Annotated in this window: 16 protein-coding genes and 1 pseudogene; 11 read left to right on the top strand and 6 right to left on the bottom strand. The window is 71.8% G+C overall.

Translation table 11 applies throughout. From position 1 onward, the window contains the following. Position 1 precedes the first annotated feature (1 nt). From OG714_RS34830 to OG714_RS34815, 4 genes are all read right to left on the bottom strand, one after another. On the bottom strand, positions 2-496 hold the full coding sequence (locus OG714_RS34830) for a hypothetical protein (RefSeq protein ID WP_406127023.1): 495 nt from the start codon (positions 494-496) through the stop codon (positions 2-4). A 177-nt stretch (positions 497-673) separates the two neighbouring features. Further along, complete coding sequence (locus tag OG714_RS34825) at positions 674-1,726, bottom strand: Acg family FMN-binding oxidoreductase (protein WP_406127022.1); 1,053 nt, start codon at positions 1,724-1,726, stop codon at positions 674-676. A 132-nt stretch (positions 1,727-1,858) separates the two neighbouring features. Beyond that, positions 1,859-2,557, bottom strand: a complete 699-nt coding sequence (locus tag OG714_RS34820) for a response regulator (RefSeq protein WP_406127020.1) — start codon at positions 2,555-2,557, stop codon at positions 1,859-1,861. Positions 2,558-2,745: 188 nt separating this feature from the next. Next, positions 2,746-3,216 carry a Crp/Fnr family transcriptional regulator gene (locus OG714_RS34815; protein WP_406127018.1) on the bottom strand — a complete coding sequence of 157 codons (471 nt, stop codon included), beginning with the start codon at positions 3,214-3,216 and terminating at the stop codon, positions 2,746-2,748. Between the two features lie 423 nt (positions 3,217-3,639). Between OG714_RS34815 and OG714_RS34810 the strand changes: the two genes are divergently transcribed. The 10 genes from OG714_RS34810 (at position 3,640) to OG714_RS34765 (ending at position 15,905) form a co-directional block, all read left to right on the top strand. Beyond that, positions 3,640-4,563 (top strand): carbamate kinase, encoded by a 924-nt coding sequence (locus OG714_RS34810; protein ID WP_406127016.1) that lies wholly within the window; start codon positions 3,640-3,642, stop codon positions 4,561-4,563. A 152-nt stretch (positions 4,564-4,715) separates the two neighbouring features. Continuing rightward, positions 4,716-6,974: a formate C-acetyltransferase gene (gene pflB / locus OG714_RS34805; protein WP_406127014.1), complete on the top strand. Its 2,259-nt coding sequence runs from the start codon at positions 4,716-4,718 to the stop codon at positions 6,972-6,974. Then, positions 6,971-7,717, top strand: a complete 747-nt coding sequence (pflA, locus tag OG714_RS34800; protein WP_406127012.1) for a pyruvate formate-lyase-activating protein — start codon at positions 6,971-6,973, stop codon at positions 7,715-7,717. Before pflB ends, pflA begins: the two co-directional genes overlap by 4 nt. Before the next feature lie 195 nt (positions 7,718-7,912). Beyond that, on the top strand, positions 7,913-8,542 hold the full coding sequence (locus OG714_RS34795) for a hypothetical protein (RefSeq protein WP_406127010.1): 630 nt from the start codon (positions 7,913-7,915) through the stop codon (positions 8,540-8,542). Positions 8,543-8,693: 151 nt separating this feature from the next. Then, positions 8,694-9,587: a universal stress protein gene (locus tag OG714_RS34790; RefSeq protein ID WP_406127008.1), complete on the top strand. Its 894-nt coding sequence runs from the start codon at positions 8,694-8,696 to the stop codon at positions 9,585-9,587. 53 nt (positions 9,588-9,640) lie between these two features. Continuing rightward, on the top strand, positions 9,641-10,666 hold the full coding sequence (locus OG714_RS34785) for a zinc-dependent alcohol dehydrogenase (RefSeq protein WP_406127006.1): 1,026 nt from the start codon (positions 9,641-9,643) through the stop codon (positions 10,664-10,666). A gap of 5 nt (positions 10,667-10,671) precedes the next feature. Further along, complete coding sequence (locus OG714_RS34780; RefSeq protein WP_406127005.1) at positions 10,672-11,550, top strand: universal stress protein; 879 nt, start codon at positions 10,672-10,674, stop codon at positions 11,548-11,550. Between the two features lie 90 nt (positions 11,551-11,640). Then, entirely contained in the window at positions 11,641-14,031 is a 2,391-nt protein-coding gene (locus OG714_RS34775; RefSeq protein WP_406127003.1) for a phosphoketolase, read from the top strand. A gap of 31 nt (positions 14,032-14,062) precedes the next feature. Beyond that, on the top strand, positions 14,063-15,076 hold the full coding sequence (gene gap / locus OG714_RS34770; protein WP_406127001.1) for a type I glyceraldehyde-3-phosphate dehydrogenase: 1,014 nt from the start codon (positions 14,063-14,065) through the stop codon (positions 15,074-15,076). Between the two features lie 127 nt (positions 15,077-15,203). Next, entirely contained in the window at positions 15,204-15,905 is a 702-nt protein-coding gene (locus tag OG714_RS34765) for a hypothetical protein (RefSeq protein ID WP_406132251.1), read from the top strand. 27 nt (positions 15,906-15,932) lie between these two features. On the opposite strand, the pseudogene OG714_RS34760 reads toward OG714_RS34765, so the two are convergent. Then, positions 15,933-16,328 (bottom strand): annotated as a pseudogene (locus tag OG714_RS34760) (universal stress protein); the annotation flags it as partial. Positions 16,329-16,463: 135 nt separating this feature from the next. Continuing rightward, positions 16,464-16,682, bottom strand: a complete 219-nt coding sequence (locus OG714_RS34755; RefSeq protein WP_406126998.1) for a hypothetical protein — start codon at positions 16,680-16,682, stop codon at positions 16,464-16,466. 285 nt (positions 16,683-16,967) lie between these two features. On the opposite strand from OG714_RS34755, the gene OG714_RS34750 reads away from it, so the two are divergent. Continuing rightward, the gene (locus tag OG714_RS34750) at positions 16,968-17,648 is read left to right on the top strand and encodes a helix-turn-helix domain-containing protein (RefSeq protein WP_406126997.1); all 681 of its coding nucleotides are present in this window, start codon (positions 16,968-16,970) and stop codon (positions 17,646-17,648) included. Positions 17,649-17,771: the final 123 nt, after the last annotated feature.

Here is a 17,771-nt window from a genome sequence, read left to right as displayed (position 1 = left end):
CTCAGGGCGCCACCGTGGGCCCGATACTGCGCAGCTCCTGCACGGTCCCGCCGAGCCGGGACCGGAACCCCTCCAGCAACTCGGGCACCGCACTCACGACCCACCGCGTACCGACGAGATACTTGCCACCGTAGATGGCGGCGCTGTCGAGCCAGGTCACCTTGAACCGCTCCTCGGGGAACGTGGTGATCCGGTACTCCCCCTGCTTCGTACGGCACAGCCCCTCGCGCAGCTCCTCCGCCTCGACCCGGATCTCGGCGGTGCAGCCGGTCAGCCCGGCGATCACTTCGACCTTGGCGGGTGCCACGACACCGGCCTCGGGGGCGGCGGTCACGGCGGTCCGCGTCGCCGCCGCCCGCTTACGGTCCGCGGCGTCGTCCCCCTCCCCTCCACCGCACGCGACGGCCAGCGGAAGCAGGGCGAGCGCGGCACCGCGACGGAGTCGGGAGGCGGGCCCTCGGCGGGATGACGGCTGCTGTGTCTGGTGGTGGGTCACGGCAGGGGGTACGGGGGTGGCGCGACAGCCGTTCAAGCCGACCGCCGCCCGCCGACCGCCGAGCGCCCTAGGTGTATGAGGACTCAGTTCCGCCGACGCCGTTCCTGCCCGTACGGGCCACGACGGTCATGGGCCCGCCACTCCTCCTCCACCGGATCCCTCGGGGTTGGTGGGTGGTTACGTCGATTGTCGTAGCTCCGAATGGGGCCCGACCTCGCGCGCAGCGGATTGCTCTTCCCGCACGCAGAGTCCCTGGGCCAGGGCCGGCAGCCGGGCCTCAGCACGACGCGATGAGGCCGGTCCCTCGGGGCCGTATCCGAGGCGGATCACCATCTGTGCGTGGGAGGGGCGGGCGTCGGTCGGTGCCGTGAGCTGGTCGCGGAGGTCGGGCCATTCCAGGGCCTGGTGCAGGAGCGATGCCCGTACCCCGTGCGCGGTCGCGATGAGCAGGACCCGTTCGAGGGCCTGTCCCGCGCGCAGCCAGTCGGCCCGGCGGTCGTGCGCGGTGGACAGCACCGCGATCGAGGGCCGCTTCTCGAAGGGGCGCGCGGTGAGGCCGTTCCGGCGGCGGTGGGCGCCGAAGTCGCGCATCGGGATGCGTTCCAGGGAGTCCTGGGGACCGAGCGCCTCCGCCGGTACGCCCAGTCCGGTGTCGTGCGTCTCCCCCACCCAGCGGCGGCTGTCCATGGCACGGTCCGCGTCAGCGGTGTTGCGCTGCTCCGCCTCCCTCGTGAGGGACAGCACACCGTCGGCCCGGCGGGGCGGGAGGCAGTGCAGCCGTGCCCCTTCCATGTGTGCCGCTTCGGCCAGTTCGGTGAGCAGGGCGGTGGGCAACGGCCGTTCCGAGAAAGGGAATCGGCTGCTGTGCCGGCGCCACACGGCGTCGTACAGGGAAGTGTGCGAGGACGTCCTGGCGGTGCCGGCGAGACGTACGGTGGCGAGCAGGTCCGGCTCGTCCGGGCGTGGGAGGAGCCGGGTCACCGGTTCCCAGCCGAAGTGCTCGACCGCGATCCGCAGGTTCAGTACGGCGCAGCCGACGGACAGGTGCAGGGCGCGGCCCGTCGGGTCGATGTGGCGCAGGCCGCGCTGCGTGGCCGCGCGGATCTCGATCGTGAGGGTTTCCGGGGCCAGGCGGAAGCGCCAGGGCTGGGTGTTGTGGATCGAGGGAGCGGCTACGGCCGCGGAGAGCAGCCTTTCCAGCGTCGTCCCGTCGAGGGCTGCGGTACGCATGGGGCCTCCTGCCCGCCCTGCGCCGTTGGCGGCGGTCGGGCTTTCCGGTGACCGGTCCAGCGTGGCGCCGGGCGGTGCGGGAGGGGCAGGGGCCGTCCGGCCCGGACGGGGGTCCGGTCGGTCCGGCCGGGCTCACCTCGCGGGGCGGTCGCCCGCCTGCTGCTCCATCTGGGAGGCCAGGACCGCGGCCTGGACCCGGCGCTGGACGCCGAGTTTGGCCAGCAGCCGGGAGATGTGGTTCTTGACGGTCTTCTCCGAGAGGTAGAGCCTCTTGCCGATCTCGCGGTTGGTCAGTCCGTCCCCGATCAGGGCGAGAATGTCGCGCTCACGCGGGGACAGGCTCGCCAGTTCGGGCGACAGCGCCGGGGTCTCGGCGGGCTCGGCGCGCAGCGAGCGCATCAGGCGGGACGTGGTCGCGGGGTCCAGCATCGACTGGCCCGAGGCGACCGTCCGTACCGCCGAGACCAGGTCGGAGCCCCTGATCTGCTTGAGGACGTAGCCCGAGGCCCCGGCCATGATGGCGTCGAGCAGGGCGTCCTCGTCGTCGAACGAGGTCAGCATCAGACAGGCCAGCTCCGGCATCTGGCTGCGCAGCTCGCGGCAGACCGTGATGCCGTCACCGTCCGGGAGACGTACGTCGAGCACGGCGACGTCCGGGCGCACCGCCGGGCAGCGGGCGAGGGCGTGCTCGACGGTGTCCGCGTCGCCGACCACCGAGATGTCCGGTTCGGCTTCCAGGAGGTCGGTGATGCCGCGTCGTACGACCTCGTGGTCGTCCAGCAGGAAGACACGGATCGGGTTCTGCTCCGTGAAGGTGCGTGACTCGGCCATGACGACCCCTTGTTCCCCGGTGACGGACGGGCTGCGGGCTTCCCGTGAGGACGATCATCACGCGCCGGGCCCGATCGCACTAGGGCCGACCGGCCCCAGTCGGCTTGGAAACACGTCCGCGCCGGGTGTCGGTGGGGTCGCTGTCGCGGAACTCCTCCCTGGGCCCGGTCAGGCGGTGTCAGAGGGTGTCAGATGGTGCTGCCGGCGCCGTACGGGGCGTACAGGTCCAGCAGCCGGGTCCGGGCGGAGCGGAGTCGGTGGGCGAGTACGTCGCCGACCCACTGGGCGACGGCGTTGCCCAGGGCCGGGTCTTCCCGGCACATCAGACGGACGGCCGTGGCGTCGAACTCGTACGCCCGCACCGGGGTCGTCGCCTCGGCGCCGAGATGCCAGGCGTGCGGAGCGAACAGCCAGGACCAGCCCACGAGTTCGTCGTGCCGGAGGATCTCGATGACGGCAGGGCGGCGGCCCGGCACCCGCATGTCGAGCTCGATCGTGCCCGTGCGGATGATCCAGAACCGGTCGGCCCGGCCGCCCTCCTCGAACAGGCGCGTCCCTTGCGCGAAGGACACCTCGCGGCCGGTGCGCAGAAGCCGCTGCCGGTCCTCGGCGGGCAGCGCGCGCAGCATGCTGGGGGTGGGGGTGGGTGTGGTGATCATGGCCTGCCTCCCGACGGAGTAGGGGAACTGCCAGGACCAGCGTGTGTCCGGCGCCCCGCGGCAGACCATGGGCCACCCGGCCCGCCGGCCGGGCCACTCGGCTCCGATCAGGAGACTTCCGGCACCCTGTGGCCAGGCCGATCCGGCGGTTCGATGAGGGTGTGCCGCGCCAGACGCGCCAGACGCGCTGGTCGTACGGCTGTGGCAGCGCCGGCCGCCCGCCACGCGTCCACGCACGGCACCGCACCACACCGGCCCGACCGGTCCCGGCGAACCCCGGTACACCACTGAGGTGCGCGGACCGACGCGAACCCGTGGCCGCACACGAGCATCAAGGCCGTACTCGTCGCCACTGCCGTACCCGTCACCACTGCCCTACCCGTCGCCACTGCCGTACCCGTCGCCACCCCGGAGGTCTGAGCCATGCGTATCGTCGTCGCCCTCGGCGGCAACGCCCTGCTGCACCGCGGCGAACGCCCCGACGCCGCCGTCCAGCAGGCGAACATCGACCGGGTCGCCACCGCGCTCGCGGCGCTGGCCCACGACCACGAGCTGGTCATCACCCACGGCAACGGCCCCCAGATCGGTCTGCTCGCCATGGAGAGCGCGGCCGACCCCGCCCTCAGCGCCCCGTACCCGCTGCACCTGCTCGGCGCCCAGACCCAGGGCATGATCGGTTCCCTGCTGGCCCGCACCCTGCACGACGCGCTGCCCGGCCGCGGTATCGCCGCGCTCGTCACCCACACCCTCGTACGGGCCGACGATCCGGCCTTCGAGTACCCCACGAAGTTCGTCGGCCAGGTCTACGGCGAGGACATCGCCCAGGACCTCGCCCGGCACCCGGGCCGGCCCATGGCGCGGGACGGCAAGGGCCGGCGGCGCGTCGTGCCCTCGCCGGTTCCGGAGCGGGTCGTGGAGACCGACACCATCCACGAACTGCTCGGCGCCGGTGTCCTGGTGATCTGCGCCGGCGGCGGAGGCGTCCCCGTCACCGCCGACCGCGACACGGGTGCGCTCACCGGGGTGGAGGCGGTCGTCGACAAGGACCTCACCGCGGCCCTGCTCGCCGAGCACCTCAAGGCGGACTTCCTGCTCATCCTCACGGACGTGCCGTGCGTCTACGAGGGCTACGGCACCCCCGACCAGCGGCCCGTCCTCGACGCCACCCCCGCACAACTGCGCAGCGGCGGCTTCCCGGACGGCTCCATGGGACCGAAGGCCGAGGCCGCCGCCCGGTTCGTCGAACGCACCGGCGGACTGGCCGCGATCGGTGCCCTGGACGCGGCGTACGAGATCGTCCACGGCCGGTCGGGCACGCTGGTCCGCCCGGATCTCACCGCGGTGTGAGGACGGTCGGGGGGGGCCGCCCGGCCGGTGGGGCGGGGCCGTACGGCCCCGCCTCCGGACTCCGGTCGGCACTCCCCTCCGGCACGGCCGCTGATCAGGATCAGAAGCGGAAGGCGCACCCGCGCGGGAACGAGCACAAGAGGGAGCCGGCGATGACCAGCACCGTGGCAGCAGAGCACCGGACGGCCGACGCCTGGCGGGAGTTCGCGGGAACCGGCTGGCGCGACCACGTCGACGTGCGCGACTTCATCCAGGCCAACTACACGCCCTACGAAGGCGACTCGGCCTTCCTGGCCGGCCCCACCGCCCGTACGCGCGCCGTCTGGGAGAAGGTGAGCGCCCTGTTCCCGGAGGAGCGCCGCCGCGGCGTCCTCGACGTGGACGCCGCCACCCCCTCCACGATCACCTCGCACGCCCCCGGATACATCGACCGCGAACGGGAGTTGATCGTCGGCCTCCAGACCGACGCCCCGCTGAAGCGCGCGATCATGCCCAACGGCGGCCTGCGCATGGTCGAGAACAGCCTGAAGGCCTACGGCTACGAGCCCGACCCCTTCGTCACACGCGTCTTCGGCACCTACCGCAAGACCCACAACGACGGTGTCTTCGACGCCTACACACCCGAAATGCGGGCGGCCCGCAAGGCGGGCATCATCACCGGACTGCCCGATGCCTACGGCCGCGGCCGGATCATCGGCGACTACCGGCGCGTGGCGCTGTACGGCACGGACCGGCTGATCGAGGCCAAGAAGGCCGAGCGGGCCCTGCTCGACGCCTGCGCCTCCTCCACCGAGGTCATCCGCGACCGGGAGGAACTCGCCGAGCAGACACGGGCGTTGGGCGAGCTGACACGGATGGCGGCGACGTACGGTTGTGACGTCTCGCGCCCCGCCGCCACCGCCCACGAGGCCGTGCAGTGGCTCTACCTCGGCTATCTCGCCGCCGTGAAGGAGCAGAACGGCGCCGCGATGTCGCTCGGCCGCACCTCCACCTTCCTCGATATCTACCTCCAACGCGACCTGGACGAAGGCGTGTTGGACGAGTCCCGCGCCCAGGAACTGATCGACGACTTCGTGATCAAGCTGCGGATCGTACGGTTCCTGCGCACCCCCGAGTACGACGCCCTGTTCTCCGGCGACCCGACCTGGGTGACGGAGTCCATCGGCGGCATGGGCGAGGACGGGCGGACACTCGTCACCCGCACCTCCTACCGCTTCCTCCAGACCCTCTACAACCTCGGCCCCGCCCCCGAACCCAACCTGACGGTCCTCTGGTCGCCCCAACTGCCCTGCTCCTTCAAGGAGTTCTGCGCCCAGGTCTCGATCGACACCAGCGCCGTCCAGTACGAGTCCGACGACCTGCTGCGCCCGCACACCGGTGACGACACCGCGATCGCCTGCTGTGTCTCCGCGATGCAGGTCGGCAAGCAGATGCAGTTCTTCGGCGCCAGGGTCAACCTCGCCAAGGCGCTGCTCTACGCGGTCAACGGCGGCCGCGACGAGATGACCGGCGACCAAGTAGCGACGCCGACGCCCCCGCTGACCGGGGAGTACCTGGACTACGACGAGTTGTCGGCGGCGTACGACCACGTCCTGGACTGGCTGGCCCGGACGTACGTCAACGCGCTCAACGTCATCCACCACATGCACGACAAGTACGCCTACGAACGCATCGAGATGGCGCTGCACGACTACCCGGTGCACCGCTTCATGGCCTGCGGCATCGCCGGCCTGTCGGTCGCCGCCGACAGCCTGTCCGCCGTCAAGTACGCACGGGTGAAGGTGTTCCGGGACGCCACCGGCCTCGCCGTCGACTTCCGCACCGAGGGCGACTTCCCGGCCTACGGCAACAACGACGACCGCGCCGACAGCATCGCCGTAGGACTGGTGGAGTCCTTCATGGCGAAGGTGCGCCAGTACCCCACCCACCGGGGCGCCGAACACACCCAGTCGGTGCTGACGATCACCTCGAACGTCGTCTACGGCAAACACACCGGCAACACCCCCGACGGCCGCCTCGCCGGAGCGCCCTTCGCCCCCGGCGCCAACCCGATGAACGGCCGCGACCGGCACGGAGTCGCCGCGTCCGCGCTGTCGGTGGCCAAGCTGCCGTACGAACAGGCCCGTGACGGGATCTCGTTGACGACGACGATCACACCCGAGGGGCTGGGGCACGCGCCCGACGAGCGCGCCGGGCACCTGGTGGGCATCCTCGACGCCTACACGGCCGCGGGCGGCTTCCACATGAACGTCAACGTGTTGGACCGGGCAACGTTGGAAGACGCCATGCAACACCCGGACAAATACCCGGACTTGACGATCCGCGTCTCCGGTTACGCCGTCAACTTCGTCCGGCTGACCCGCGAGCAGCAGCTCGACGTGATCAGCCGCACCTTCCACGGATCGCTGTGAGGACCGTGCGGACGGCGACCACGGGCCGGATCCACTCCTGGGACCTGTCCACCGGCGTGGACGGCCCCGGGACCCGGTTCGTCCTCTTCGTCTCCGGCTGCCCGCTGCGCTGCCTGTACTGCGCCAACCCCGACACCTGGCACATGCGCGACGGGCGGGAGGCGACGGTCGACGAGGTGATGGCGGAGATCGAGAAGTACCGCGCCTTCATCACGACGGCCGGCGGCGGGGTGACCCTCACGGGCGGCGAGCCGCTGCTCCAGTCCGCCTTCACCGGCGAGATCCTGCGCCGCTGCAAGGAGGCCGGACTGCACACCGCCCTCGACACGTCGGGTTTCCTAGGCGTCCGCGCCACCGACCAACTCCTCGCCGACACCGACCTGGTGCTCCTGGACATCAAGTCCTTCGACCTCACGACCTACCGCCACCTGACGGGTGGGGAACTCGCCCCCACCCTGAACTTCGCCACCCGACTCGACCGGCTCGGGGTCCCGATGTGGATCAGGTACGTCCTGGTGCCGGGCTGGACGGACGACGCGGAATCCGTCGACGGTCTGGCCGACTTCGTCGCGGGACTCGGCACGGTCGACCGCGTGGACATCCTGCCGTTCCACAAGTTGGGCGCCGCGAAGTACGAGGCCCTCGGCGTTCCGTTCCCGCTGCGTGACAACCCCGTCCCCACTCCCGAACTGGTCGAACGCGTCCGTGACCAGTTCCGGGCGCACGGTCTGTCGGCCTACTGAGCAACAACCTTGGCGGACCGTTCTTCGGCAGCTGCGAAGCGCCGGCCGCGCACCCCAACGGTCCCTCCAGACAGGGCCGTTCAGCCCCATGGCCACCGACCTTCGGCACCCGGCGGCAGCCGCCCCACAAGACGAGAGTGAGGGACGTCGGGCACCGAACAGACAGCCCCACTCCTCCCCGAAGGGATCACCACCATGGCCGTGCACGAGCACCCTCGCCAGAGTCAGGGCTTCCACCTGCCGTCCTTCCGCAGGAACCGGACCGCCTCCGCATCCGAGCCCGCCGTGTCGGCGCACAGCGACACGTACACCGCGCGGGCCTACGCCTTCGCGTCCCTGCGTCTGCTCACCGGGTTCGTCTTCCTGTGGGCCTTCCTCGACAAGACCTTCGGCCTCGGCTACGCCACCCCCTCCGGCAAGGGCTGGGTCGACGGCGGCTCGCCGACCAAGGGCTTCCTGAGCGGCGTGGCCGCCGGCCCGATGGAGTCCACGTTCCACTCCTGGGCCGGTGCCACCTCGGCCGACTGGCTGTTCATGCTCGGTCTGCTCGGGATCGGGGTCGCGCTCGTCGCCGGCGTCGCGCTGCGCTTCGCGGCCGTCGCGGGCACGATGATGATGGCGTTCATGTGGCTGGCCGAGTGGCCGCCCGCCCGGCACCTCTCGGACGGTTCGCCGAGCATGTCGCCGAACCCGTTCGTGGACTACCACCTCATCTACGCCGTCGTCCTGATCGCCCTGGCCGCCGTCGCCGCCGGCGACACCCTCGGCCTCGGCAAGGCCTGGGCCAGGCTCCCGCTCATCCGTCGCAGCCGCTGGCTGCGGTGACCGCGGGAGGTGCGGCGGGCCCGTCGGTGGGCCCGCCGCGCCGGACACCGGACAGGGCCGTTCGGTCCCCGGCAGGGGACCTGCGGCCCCTGCCCGGCGCCCCGTCCGAGGACGAAGCTCGCAGCAGGACCCGATCCAGGAGGTGGACATCATGACCCGCACCATCACCGTTGGCCTCGACGGCTCCGCCGAGAGCCGCGCGGCGGCCGAGTGGGCCGCCCACGAGGCACGGCTGCGCGGCCTGCCGCTGAAGCTGGTCCAGGTCTGGGAGCCCGTGCCGGCACCCATGGCGCAGGCACCGCTGCTCGGCGCCGAGACACAGCAGCACTGGACCGAGCGCATTCCCCGCGAGGCGGCCGACGGCATCCGGCAGCGCCACCCCGGCGTGGACGTGACCGTGGAGCAGCTGACCGGCCCGCCCGCGGACACCCTGCTGGACGCGGCGAAGGACGCCGAACTGCTGGTCCTCGGCTCGCGCGGACTGAGCGGCGTCGGCGGTTTCCTCGTCGGTTCCGTCGGCCTCTCCGTGGTCGCGCACGCCGAGCTGCCCGTGGTCCTGGTCCGGGCCGGCGAACAGGCCGCCGAAGAGGGCGGGACGAACCCGCCGTCCACCACCGCGTCCCGGCCCGTGGTCCTGGGCATCGACGTCGGCGCCCCCGCCGACGCGGTGATCGAGTTCGCGTTCGCCGAGGCCGCCCGGCGCGACACCACGCTGCGGGTCGTCTACGGCTGGAGCCTGCCGCCGTACTACGCCTACGGCCTCGGGATGGACGCGGGCCTGAACGACGAGTTGTTCCGCGCGGAGGCCGCGGCTCTCACCGAGGCGCTGCGCCCCTGGCAGCTGAAGCACCCCGCCGTCGAGGTCGCCCTGGAGCCCCGCGTCGGCAGCGCCGCCAACCACCTGGTGGACGCCTCCCGCGAGGCCTCCCTGGTCGTCATCGGCCGCCGGATCCGCCGCGGCGCGCTCGGCGCCCACATCGGCCCGGTCGCACACGGCGTCCTGCATCACTCCACCGCCCCCGTGGCAGTCGTCGCCCACGACTGACCCCACGCCCCACCCCGCCCCCGTCCCCCCGATCCGCTTGAGGAGCAGCAGTCATGAAGGCAGCAGTCGTACGAGCCTTCGGTGAACCCCTGGTCATCGAGGACCGTCCCGACCCCGAGCCCGGCCCCGGCCAGGTCCGAGTCCGCGTCGAGGCCTCCGGGCTGTGCCACACCGACATCCACGCCGCCCACGGCGACTGGCCCGTCAAGCCGAACCCGCCCTTCGTCCCCGGTCACGAGGGCGTCGGCCTGGTCGAGAAGCTCGGCGACGGCGTCACCCACCTGGCCCTCGGGCAGCGGGTCGCGGTGCCGTGGCTCGGCCGGGCCTGTGGGCGGTGCGAGCACTGCCTGTCCGGCTGGGAGACGCTGTGCGAGCAGCAGATCAACACCGGCTACGGCTGCGACGGCGGGTACGCGGAGAAGATGCTGGCCTGGGCCGACTTCGCCCAGCCGGTGCCCGACGGCGTGAGCGCGATCGACGCCGCCCCGCTGACCTGCGCGGGCGTCACGACGTACAAGGCGCTCAAGGTCGCGGGTGTGCGGCCCGCGCAGCTCGTCGCGATCTCCGGGGTCGGCGGGCTCGGGCACCTGGCGGTGCAGTACGCGAAGATCGCGGGGGCGACGGTCGCGGCGATCGACGTGACCGACGAGAAGCTCGAACTGGCCACCGCGCTCGGCGCCGACCTTGTCATCGACGCCCGCAAGGACGACGTCGGAGAGGTCCTGAAGCGGCACGGCGGCGCGCACGCGGCGATCGCCCTGGCCGTGAACGAGGGCGCGTTCGCCGCCGTCAACTCCGGTCTGCGGCGCGGCGGGAAGCTCGTCATGGTCGCCCTGCCCGCGCACGGCAGCATCCAGCTCCCGATCTTCGACACCGTGCTGAACGGCACCTCGGTGATCGGCTCGATCGTCGGCACCCGGCAGGACCTCGCCGAGGTCTTCCAGCTGCACGCGGCCGGCCGGACCAAGGTGATCAGCGAGACCCGTCCGCTGGACTCCGTCAACGAGTCCATCGACGAGGTGCTGCGCGGCGAGGTCAAGGCCCGGATCGTGTTCGACCTCCTCGGTACGGGGCGGTGACGGAGATGGCGAAGACCCTGCCGATCGTGGTCGGCGTCGACGGCTCCGAGCCCAGCCTGCGGGCCGTCGACTGGGCGGCCGACGAAGCCGTCGTACGCGGGCTGCCGCTGCGGCTGGTGTACGCCTCGCTGTGGGAGCGGTACGAGGGCACCTCGATCGCCGACGAGGTCGGCAAGCCCTCCGAGCAGGTGCGGGCCGAGGACATCGTGGCGACCGCGGCCCGGCGTGCCCACCACCGTCGGCCCGAGGTGGAGATCTCCACCGACGTGCTGCCCGAGGAGCCCGAGTACGCGCTGGTGCGGGAGAGCCGCAGCGCCTCGCTGCTGGTGACGGGTACCCGGGGTCGCAGCGGTCTCGCCGAGGCGCTGTTGGGTTCCGTGAGTCTGATCGTGGCCGGGCACGCGCAGTGCCCGATGATCGTCGTCCGCGGCGACCACGACAACCAGGCCGCCACCAGCACGCACGGCCGCGTGGTCGTGGGCGTAGGAGAGAAGCCGGCCGGCTCGGCGGCGGTGCGCTTCGCCTTCGAGGAGGCGCGGCGACGCGGAGCGGCGGTGGACGTCGTACGGGCCTGGCGCTGGCCCGCGCGCGAGACCACCGACCATCCGCTGATGTCCGGCGAACCGGCCCGGCTGCACGAGCAGCAGGCGGTCGAGGCGCTGGAAACGGCCCTCCAGGACGTACCCGCCGACGTCGTGGCGCACCGCCGAGTCGTCGAGGGCCCCACCCGGGCCGTGCTCGTGGACGCCTCGCGCGACGCCGACCTCCTGATCGTCGGAGCCAGGCGCCGCCCCGGGCACTACGGACTCCAACTGGGCCGCGTGGCCCACGGAGTGCTGCACCACTCCGCCTGCCCGGTCGTCGTCGTGCCCGAGCACGCGTGAGCACGATCGTCCCCAACTCCGCCTGCTGACGCAGTAGTTCCGCCTCCAACGCCCCCCGTTGAACCATGCCGATGACTTCCGGAGCCCTCGATGAACAAGGCCGAAAACCTGGACACGACCGCCCTGTCCGAACTTTCCGACGAGGAACTGCGCACCCTGGACGCCCACTGGCGGGCCGCCAACTACCTTGCCGCGGGCCAGATCTACCTCATGGCGAACGCGTTGCTCACCGAGCCCCTGAAGCCGGAGCACATCAAGCCGCGCCTGCTCGGCCACTGGGGTACCTCGCCCGGTCTCAACCTCGTGTACACGCACCTCAACCGGGTGATCAAGGCACGTGACTTGGACGCGCTGTGCATCTGGGGCCCGGGACACGGCGGCCCGTCCGTGCTCGCCAACTCCTGGCTGGAGGGCAGCTACAGCGAGACCTACCCGGACGTCTCGCGTGACGGCGCCGGCATGGAGCGGCTGTTCAAACAGTTCTCCTTCCCCGGCGGCGTCCCCAGCCATGTGGCACCCGAGACCCCCGGTTCGATCCACGAGGGCGGCGAGCTCGGCTACTCCCTCGCCCACGCGTACGGCGCCGCCTTCGACAACCCGGACCTCCTGGTCACCTGCGTGATCGGCGACGGCGAGGCGGAGACCGGCCCGCTCGCCGCCGCCTGGCACTCCAACAAGTTCCTCGACCCCGTCCACGACGGCGCGGTCCTGCCGATCCTCCATCTCAACGGCTACAAGATCGCCAACCCGACCGTGCTGTCCCGCCTCCCCGAGTCCGAACTCGACGAACTGCTGCGCGGCTACGGCCACGACCCGATCCACGTCACCGGCGACGACCCGCTCCAGGTGCACCGCGCGATGGCCGCCGCGTTCGACGACGCGCTGGACCGCATCGCCGTGATGCAGCAGTCCGCCCGCGAGGACGGCGTGACCGACCGCGTGCACTGGCCCATGATCGTGCTGCGTACGCCCAAGGGCTGGACCGGACCCGCCGAGGTAGACGGCGTCCCGGTCGAGGGCACCTGGCGAGCGCACCAGGTCCCGCTGTCCGAGGTGCGCGAAAACCCGGAGCATCTACGGCAGTTGGAGGCGTGGCTGCGCTCCTACCACCCGGAGAGGCTGTTCGGCGCCGAGGGCCGGCCCGTCGCGGACGTCCTCGCCTGCGTGCCCGAGGGTGCCAAGCGCCTCGGCTCCAGCCCGTACGCCAACGGCGGTCTCCTCCTACGGGACCTGCCGGTCCCGTCGCTCGACGAGTTCGCGGTGCCCGTCGACAAGCCCGGAACCACCCTGCACGAGCCGACGCGCATCCTGGGCGACCTCCTGGAAAGGGTCATGCACGACACCGCGGCGAGCCGTGACTTCCGTGTCGTCGGCCCGGACGAGACCGCCTCCAACCGCCTCCAGGCCGTCTTCAACGCCAGCGGCAAGGCCTGGCAGGCCGGGTTCCTGCCGGTCGACGAACACCTGGACCGGCACGGCCGCGTGATGGAGATCCTGTCCGAACACACCTGCCAGGGCTGGCTGGAGGGCTATCTGCTGACCGGCCGGCACGGACTGTTCTCCTGCTACGAGGCCTTCGTCCACATCGTCGACTCGATGGTCAACCAGCACATCAAGTGGCTGAAGACATCGAGGGAGTTGGCGTGGCGGGCACCCATCGCCTCCCTCAACTACCTTCTGACGTCCCATGTCTGGCGCCAGGACCACAACGGCTTCTCGCACCAGGACCCGGGTTTCGTCGACCACGTCCTCAACAAGAGCCCCGAGGTCGTCCGGGTCTACCTCCCGCCGGACGCCAACACCCTTCTCTCGGTGGCGGATCACGTGCTGCGCAGCCGCGACTACGTCAACGTGGTCGTCGCGGGCAAGCAGCCCTGCTTCGACTGGCTGTCCATGGAGCAGGCCCGCGCCCACTGCGCGCGCGGCGCCGGGATCTGGGAGTGGGCGGGCACCGAGAACGGCGACGAACCCGACGTCGTCCTCGCCTGCGCCGGTGACGTTCCCACCCTGGAGGTGCTGGCCGCCGCCCAGTTGCTGCGCCGCCACCTGCCCGGCCTCGCCGTCCGCGTCGTGAACGTGGTCGACATGACGCGGCTCATGCCCCGCGACGAACACCCGCACGGCATGAGCGACTTCGAGTACGACGGCCTGTTCACCACCGACAAGCCGGTCATCTTCGCCTACCACGGCTACCCGTGGCTCATCCACCGCCTCGCCTACCGCCGCACCGGCCACGCCAACCTGCACGTGCGCGGCTACAAGGAGTCCGGCACCACGACCACACCGTTCGACATGGTCGTCCGCAACGACCTCGACCGCTACCGCCTCGTCATGGACGTCATCGACCGCGTCCCCGGCCTCGCCGTGCGCGCCGCCGCCGTACGCCAGCAGATGGCCGACGCCCGCACCCGCCACCACGCCTGGATCCGCGAGCACGGCACCGACCTGCCCGAGGTCGCCGACTGGACTTGGAACGCCTGAAACCCCTTACCCAGCAAAGGAGTTCACCGCCATGACCGTACGTGTCGGCATCAACGGCTTCGGCCGGATAGGTCGCACCTATCTGCGCGTCGCACTCGACCGAGCCGAGGCGGGCACCCAGGACGTCGAGGTGGTCGCGATCAACGACATCACCTCGCCCGCCACCCTGGCCCATCTCCTGGAGTACGACTCGACGTTCGGCCGCATCGGACGCGAGGTCACCCACGACGACAGCTCGATCACCGTCGACGGCCGGCGCATCGCCGTCAGCGCCGAACGCGACCCGGCCGCCCTGCACTGGTCCGACTACGGCGCGAGCGTCGTGATCGAGTCCACCGGCCGCTTCCGCGACCGCGACTCCGCCGCCCTGCACCTGAAGGCGGGCGCCCACACCGTGCTGCTGTCCGCGCCCGGCAAGAACGCGGACGCCACCATCGTGATGGGCGTCAACGACACGACGTACGACCGGCACCGCGACCGGATCGTCTCGGCCGCGTCCTGCACCACCAACTGCGTGGCCCCGATGGTGAAGGTGCTGCACGAGACCTTCGGCATCGAGCGCGGCATGATGACCACCATCCACGGCTACACCAACGACCAGTCCCTCCTCGACGCCCCGCACAAGGACCTGCGCCGGGCCCGCTCGGCCGCCCTGAGCATCATCCCGACCAGCACCGGGGCCGCGCGTGCCGTCGGCCTGGTACTGCCCGAGCTGGCGGGAGCCCTGGACGGCATCGCGGTGCGCGTCCCCGTGGAGGACGGCTCGCTCACCGACCTCGCGGTCGTCCTGAACCGCGAGACGACGGCGGAGGAGGTCAACGCGGCCTTCGCCGAGGCGGCGGACGGCCCGCTCAACGGCATCCTCCGCGTGACGAAGGCCCCGATCGTCTCCCGCGACGTCATCGGCGACCCCGCGTCCTGCATTTTCGACCCCGCCCTCACCCAGGCGCACGGCACCCTGGTCAAGGTCTTCGGCTGGTACGACAACGAGTGGGGCTACACCAACCGCCTCCTCGACCTGACGGCACTGGTCGCCGACGACTGACACATCCCGAGGACCCCCGCGGGCATGGATCGCATACGACCACTCGTCAGGGAACCGCGGGTCTGGTCGGGCTCGTGTCCTGGTGCGGGTGGGAGCGCAGCCGGGCGGGGTTCGCGGGGGGGGGATCATGCAGATCATCGAGGTGACCGGGTATGCCGTGAGATCCGCCGTGATCACCATGCGGCGGAAGGGGTCGCCGCTTGAGTTCGTGATCTTCCCGATGGTGCATGTGGCGTCGCCGACGTTCTACTCCCAGGTCCGCCTCAGGCTGAGGGAGTGCGATCTCGTCGTCCTTGAGGGGATCCGGGGGAGATCCGCGGGGGTGAGTGCCCTCACGCTCGCCTACCGGTTCGCGCCGCGCCGGCGGCGCAACGGCCTCCAGGAGCAGCGCGAGGACCTGCTGCTTCCGGAAGGCGTACCGGTCGTCAACCCGGATGTCACCGCGGCGGAGGCGATGGCGGACCTGAGGACGCTGCCGCGGTGGATGTATCTGCTGCTCATGGTCGGGGCCCCGGTGATGGGCCTGGTGTTCGCGCTGCGCGGTCCGCGCGCCTTCCTCGACGTGGACGGGGAGATCGAGGATCTGCCGTCGACACTGCGGGCGGAGATGCTGGCCGACAGTCCGGTGGAGCACGCGATGACCGATCGGCGCGACCGGCGGTTGCTCGACGCTCTGGGCGAGATCGAGGCGGAGCACGGCGACGAGCGGTTCCGGGTGGCCGTCGTCTACGGGGCCGCCCACGTCCCGGCGATCGTGTCGGGGCTGTGGGACCGCTACGGGTACCGGCCCCGCGAAGCGGAATGGCTCACCGTCCTCGTCCCGGCGTAGGGGGTGGGTCTGCGAAGGCACTACGGCGACGGGGCACCGAGCGTCGCGCACAAGCACACGCGCGATCGTCCCCGGCTCGCTCTCCGAACGCCGGCCCACGACCACCAGCCCGGCGCCCGTCGACCGCTCGACCAGGGCACCGGCCGGAGCGAACAGCCGGACATCCTCCAGCACACGCACCTCGGGACACTTCTCCCGCCACGGCCGCAGCGCGTCGGCCACGAGGGGGTGGGCCGAGAAGGCGGGTGCATCCAGCCCCGACACGGCCGCCACGGCGAGCCTCGTCGCGTCCGGGACATCGGGCGGCGAGCCATGGACGTCCCGCAACGGCAGCCCGCGCAGTGAGGCCTCCTGCGCGGCCCGGCGGATGACGGCCCGGCCGTTCACCGAGCCGTCCGCGTAGGAGACGATGACGCGTTCCATGACGGTGTGCCTCTCTCTGCGGGGAGGGTGTCTTCGCGGGGACGGGTGCCTTCCTGCCGGTGAGCCGAAGTCGCCCGACCCACCGGGCAGTTGTGAACGTGCGGGTACGCCGCTCGGCGCGCTGCTGTGCGAAGGTCACGTCGGCGCCGTGCGCCGTGCGCCGTGCGCCGTAACCAGGCCTACGACCATGCCGCGACCGCGATCACGGTCCACACGGCCCGAACCGATCCAGGCCTCGACGATGTCGTCCCGACGCCGCAGCGGGTTGCTCCGCGCCCTGACCCGCTTCCGGGTCCGGCACGGGACGCCGAGGCCCGCGCAGTCGATGAACGACACGGGACGCAGGTCCAGCACCGGACCGGGGTGCGGATCCGAGGCCCGTACATCGAGCCGGGACGCCGGCCGGAAGGGCCGAACGGTCCCCGCGGCCGGGGCAGGTGGCCCCGGTGCCCGCGGTACGCGGCAGGCCCGTTCGGTCGGACCGGGAGCCCGAGCGGCCCAAGCGGTCTCCCTCGGCACAGGTCAGGCTGGAGGTGAGGGGCGAATGCGGCGCACACGCGATGGCGGCCTCGAACGGGCAGCCGGGACCTCGCCGCCGCGCCCCGGCTGAGCGGCCGAGCAAGCAGGGATGTGACGACCATGCCCGAACGGACACGGACCGACGCCGGCACAGCGGCGGAACAACCCCGGGGAGACCTGGGCCGCCGCCTCGCCGCGCGGCGCGCACAACTGGGCCTGAGCCGACCGGAGACGGCCAACCGGGCGGACATGGCGCCCAGTTACCTGAAGCACCTGGAGGAGCATCCCGGCGCAGCGCCGAACAGAGGCGCGCTGCTGAGGCTGGCCGCCGTCCTGGAGACCACGCTGTCGCACCTGTCGGGCGGAGCCGACCACCTGCCGCCCGGGCCCGAACAGGCCGCTCCCAGCGCCGAGTTCACCGAGCTGAACACCGGCGAGTGCAGGTCCCTGCTCGGTACGCACGGTGTGGGAAGGATCGCGGTGTCGACCGCTTCGGGGCCGGTCGTCGTGCCGGTCAACTACAGCGTCGTCGACGGCGCGATCGTGTTCCGGACGGCCGCCGGTTCGACGCCGTCGCTGGCCGCCGACCACCCGGTGGCCTTCGAGGTCGACCGTATCGACGACGCGTTCAGCCGGGGCTGGAGCGTGCTCGTACGAGGGCGCGCGCGAAGGGTGACGGACCCCGACGAGGCGTGCCGGCTCGCGGCCGGCGCCCACAGCGGGCCGTGGCCGGGAGGCGGACGGGAGTTGTGGGTGCGGGTCGAGCCGGAGACCGTCACCGGACGCCGGATCACCTTGTGACCGGCACGTCCTGCGGCACGGCCCCGGCGGACGGCCCTCAAGCTCGCCGAACGCCGAACGGCCCTGTCCCCACGGGCCGTTCGGCGTTCTGACGTGCCCCGACGGCTCCTGTCCCGCGCGCCG

It is taken from the genome of Streptomyces sp. NBC_00989 (assembly GCF_045162655.1).
Lineage (GTDB): Bacteria > Actinomycetota > Actinomycetes > Streptomycetales > Streptomycetaceae > Streptomyces.
This window is presented reverse-complemented; position numbering and strand designations above follow the sequence as displayed.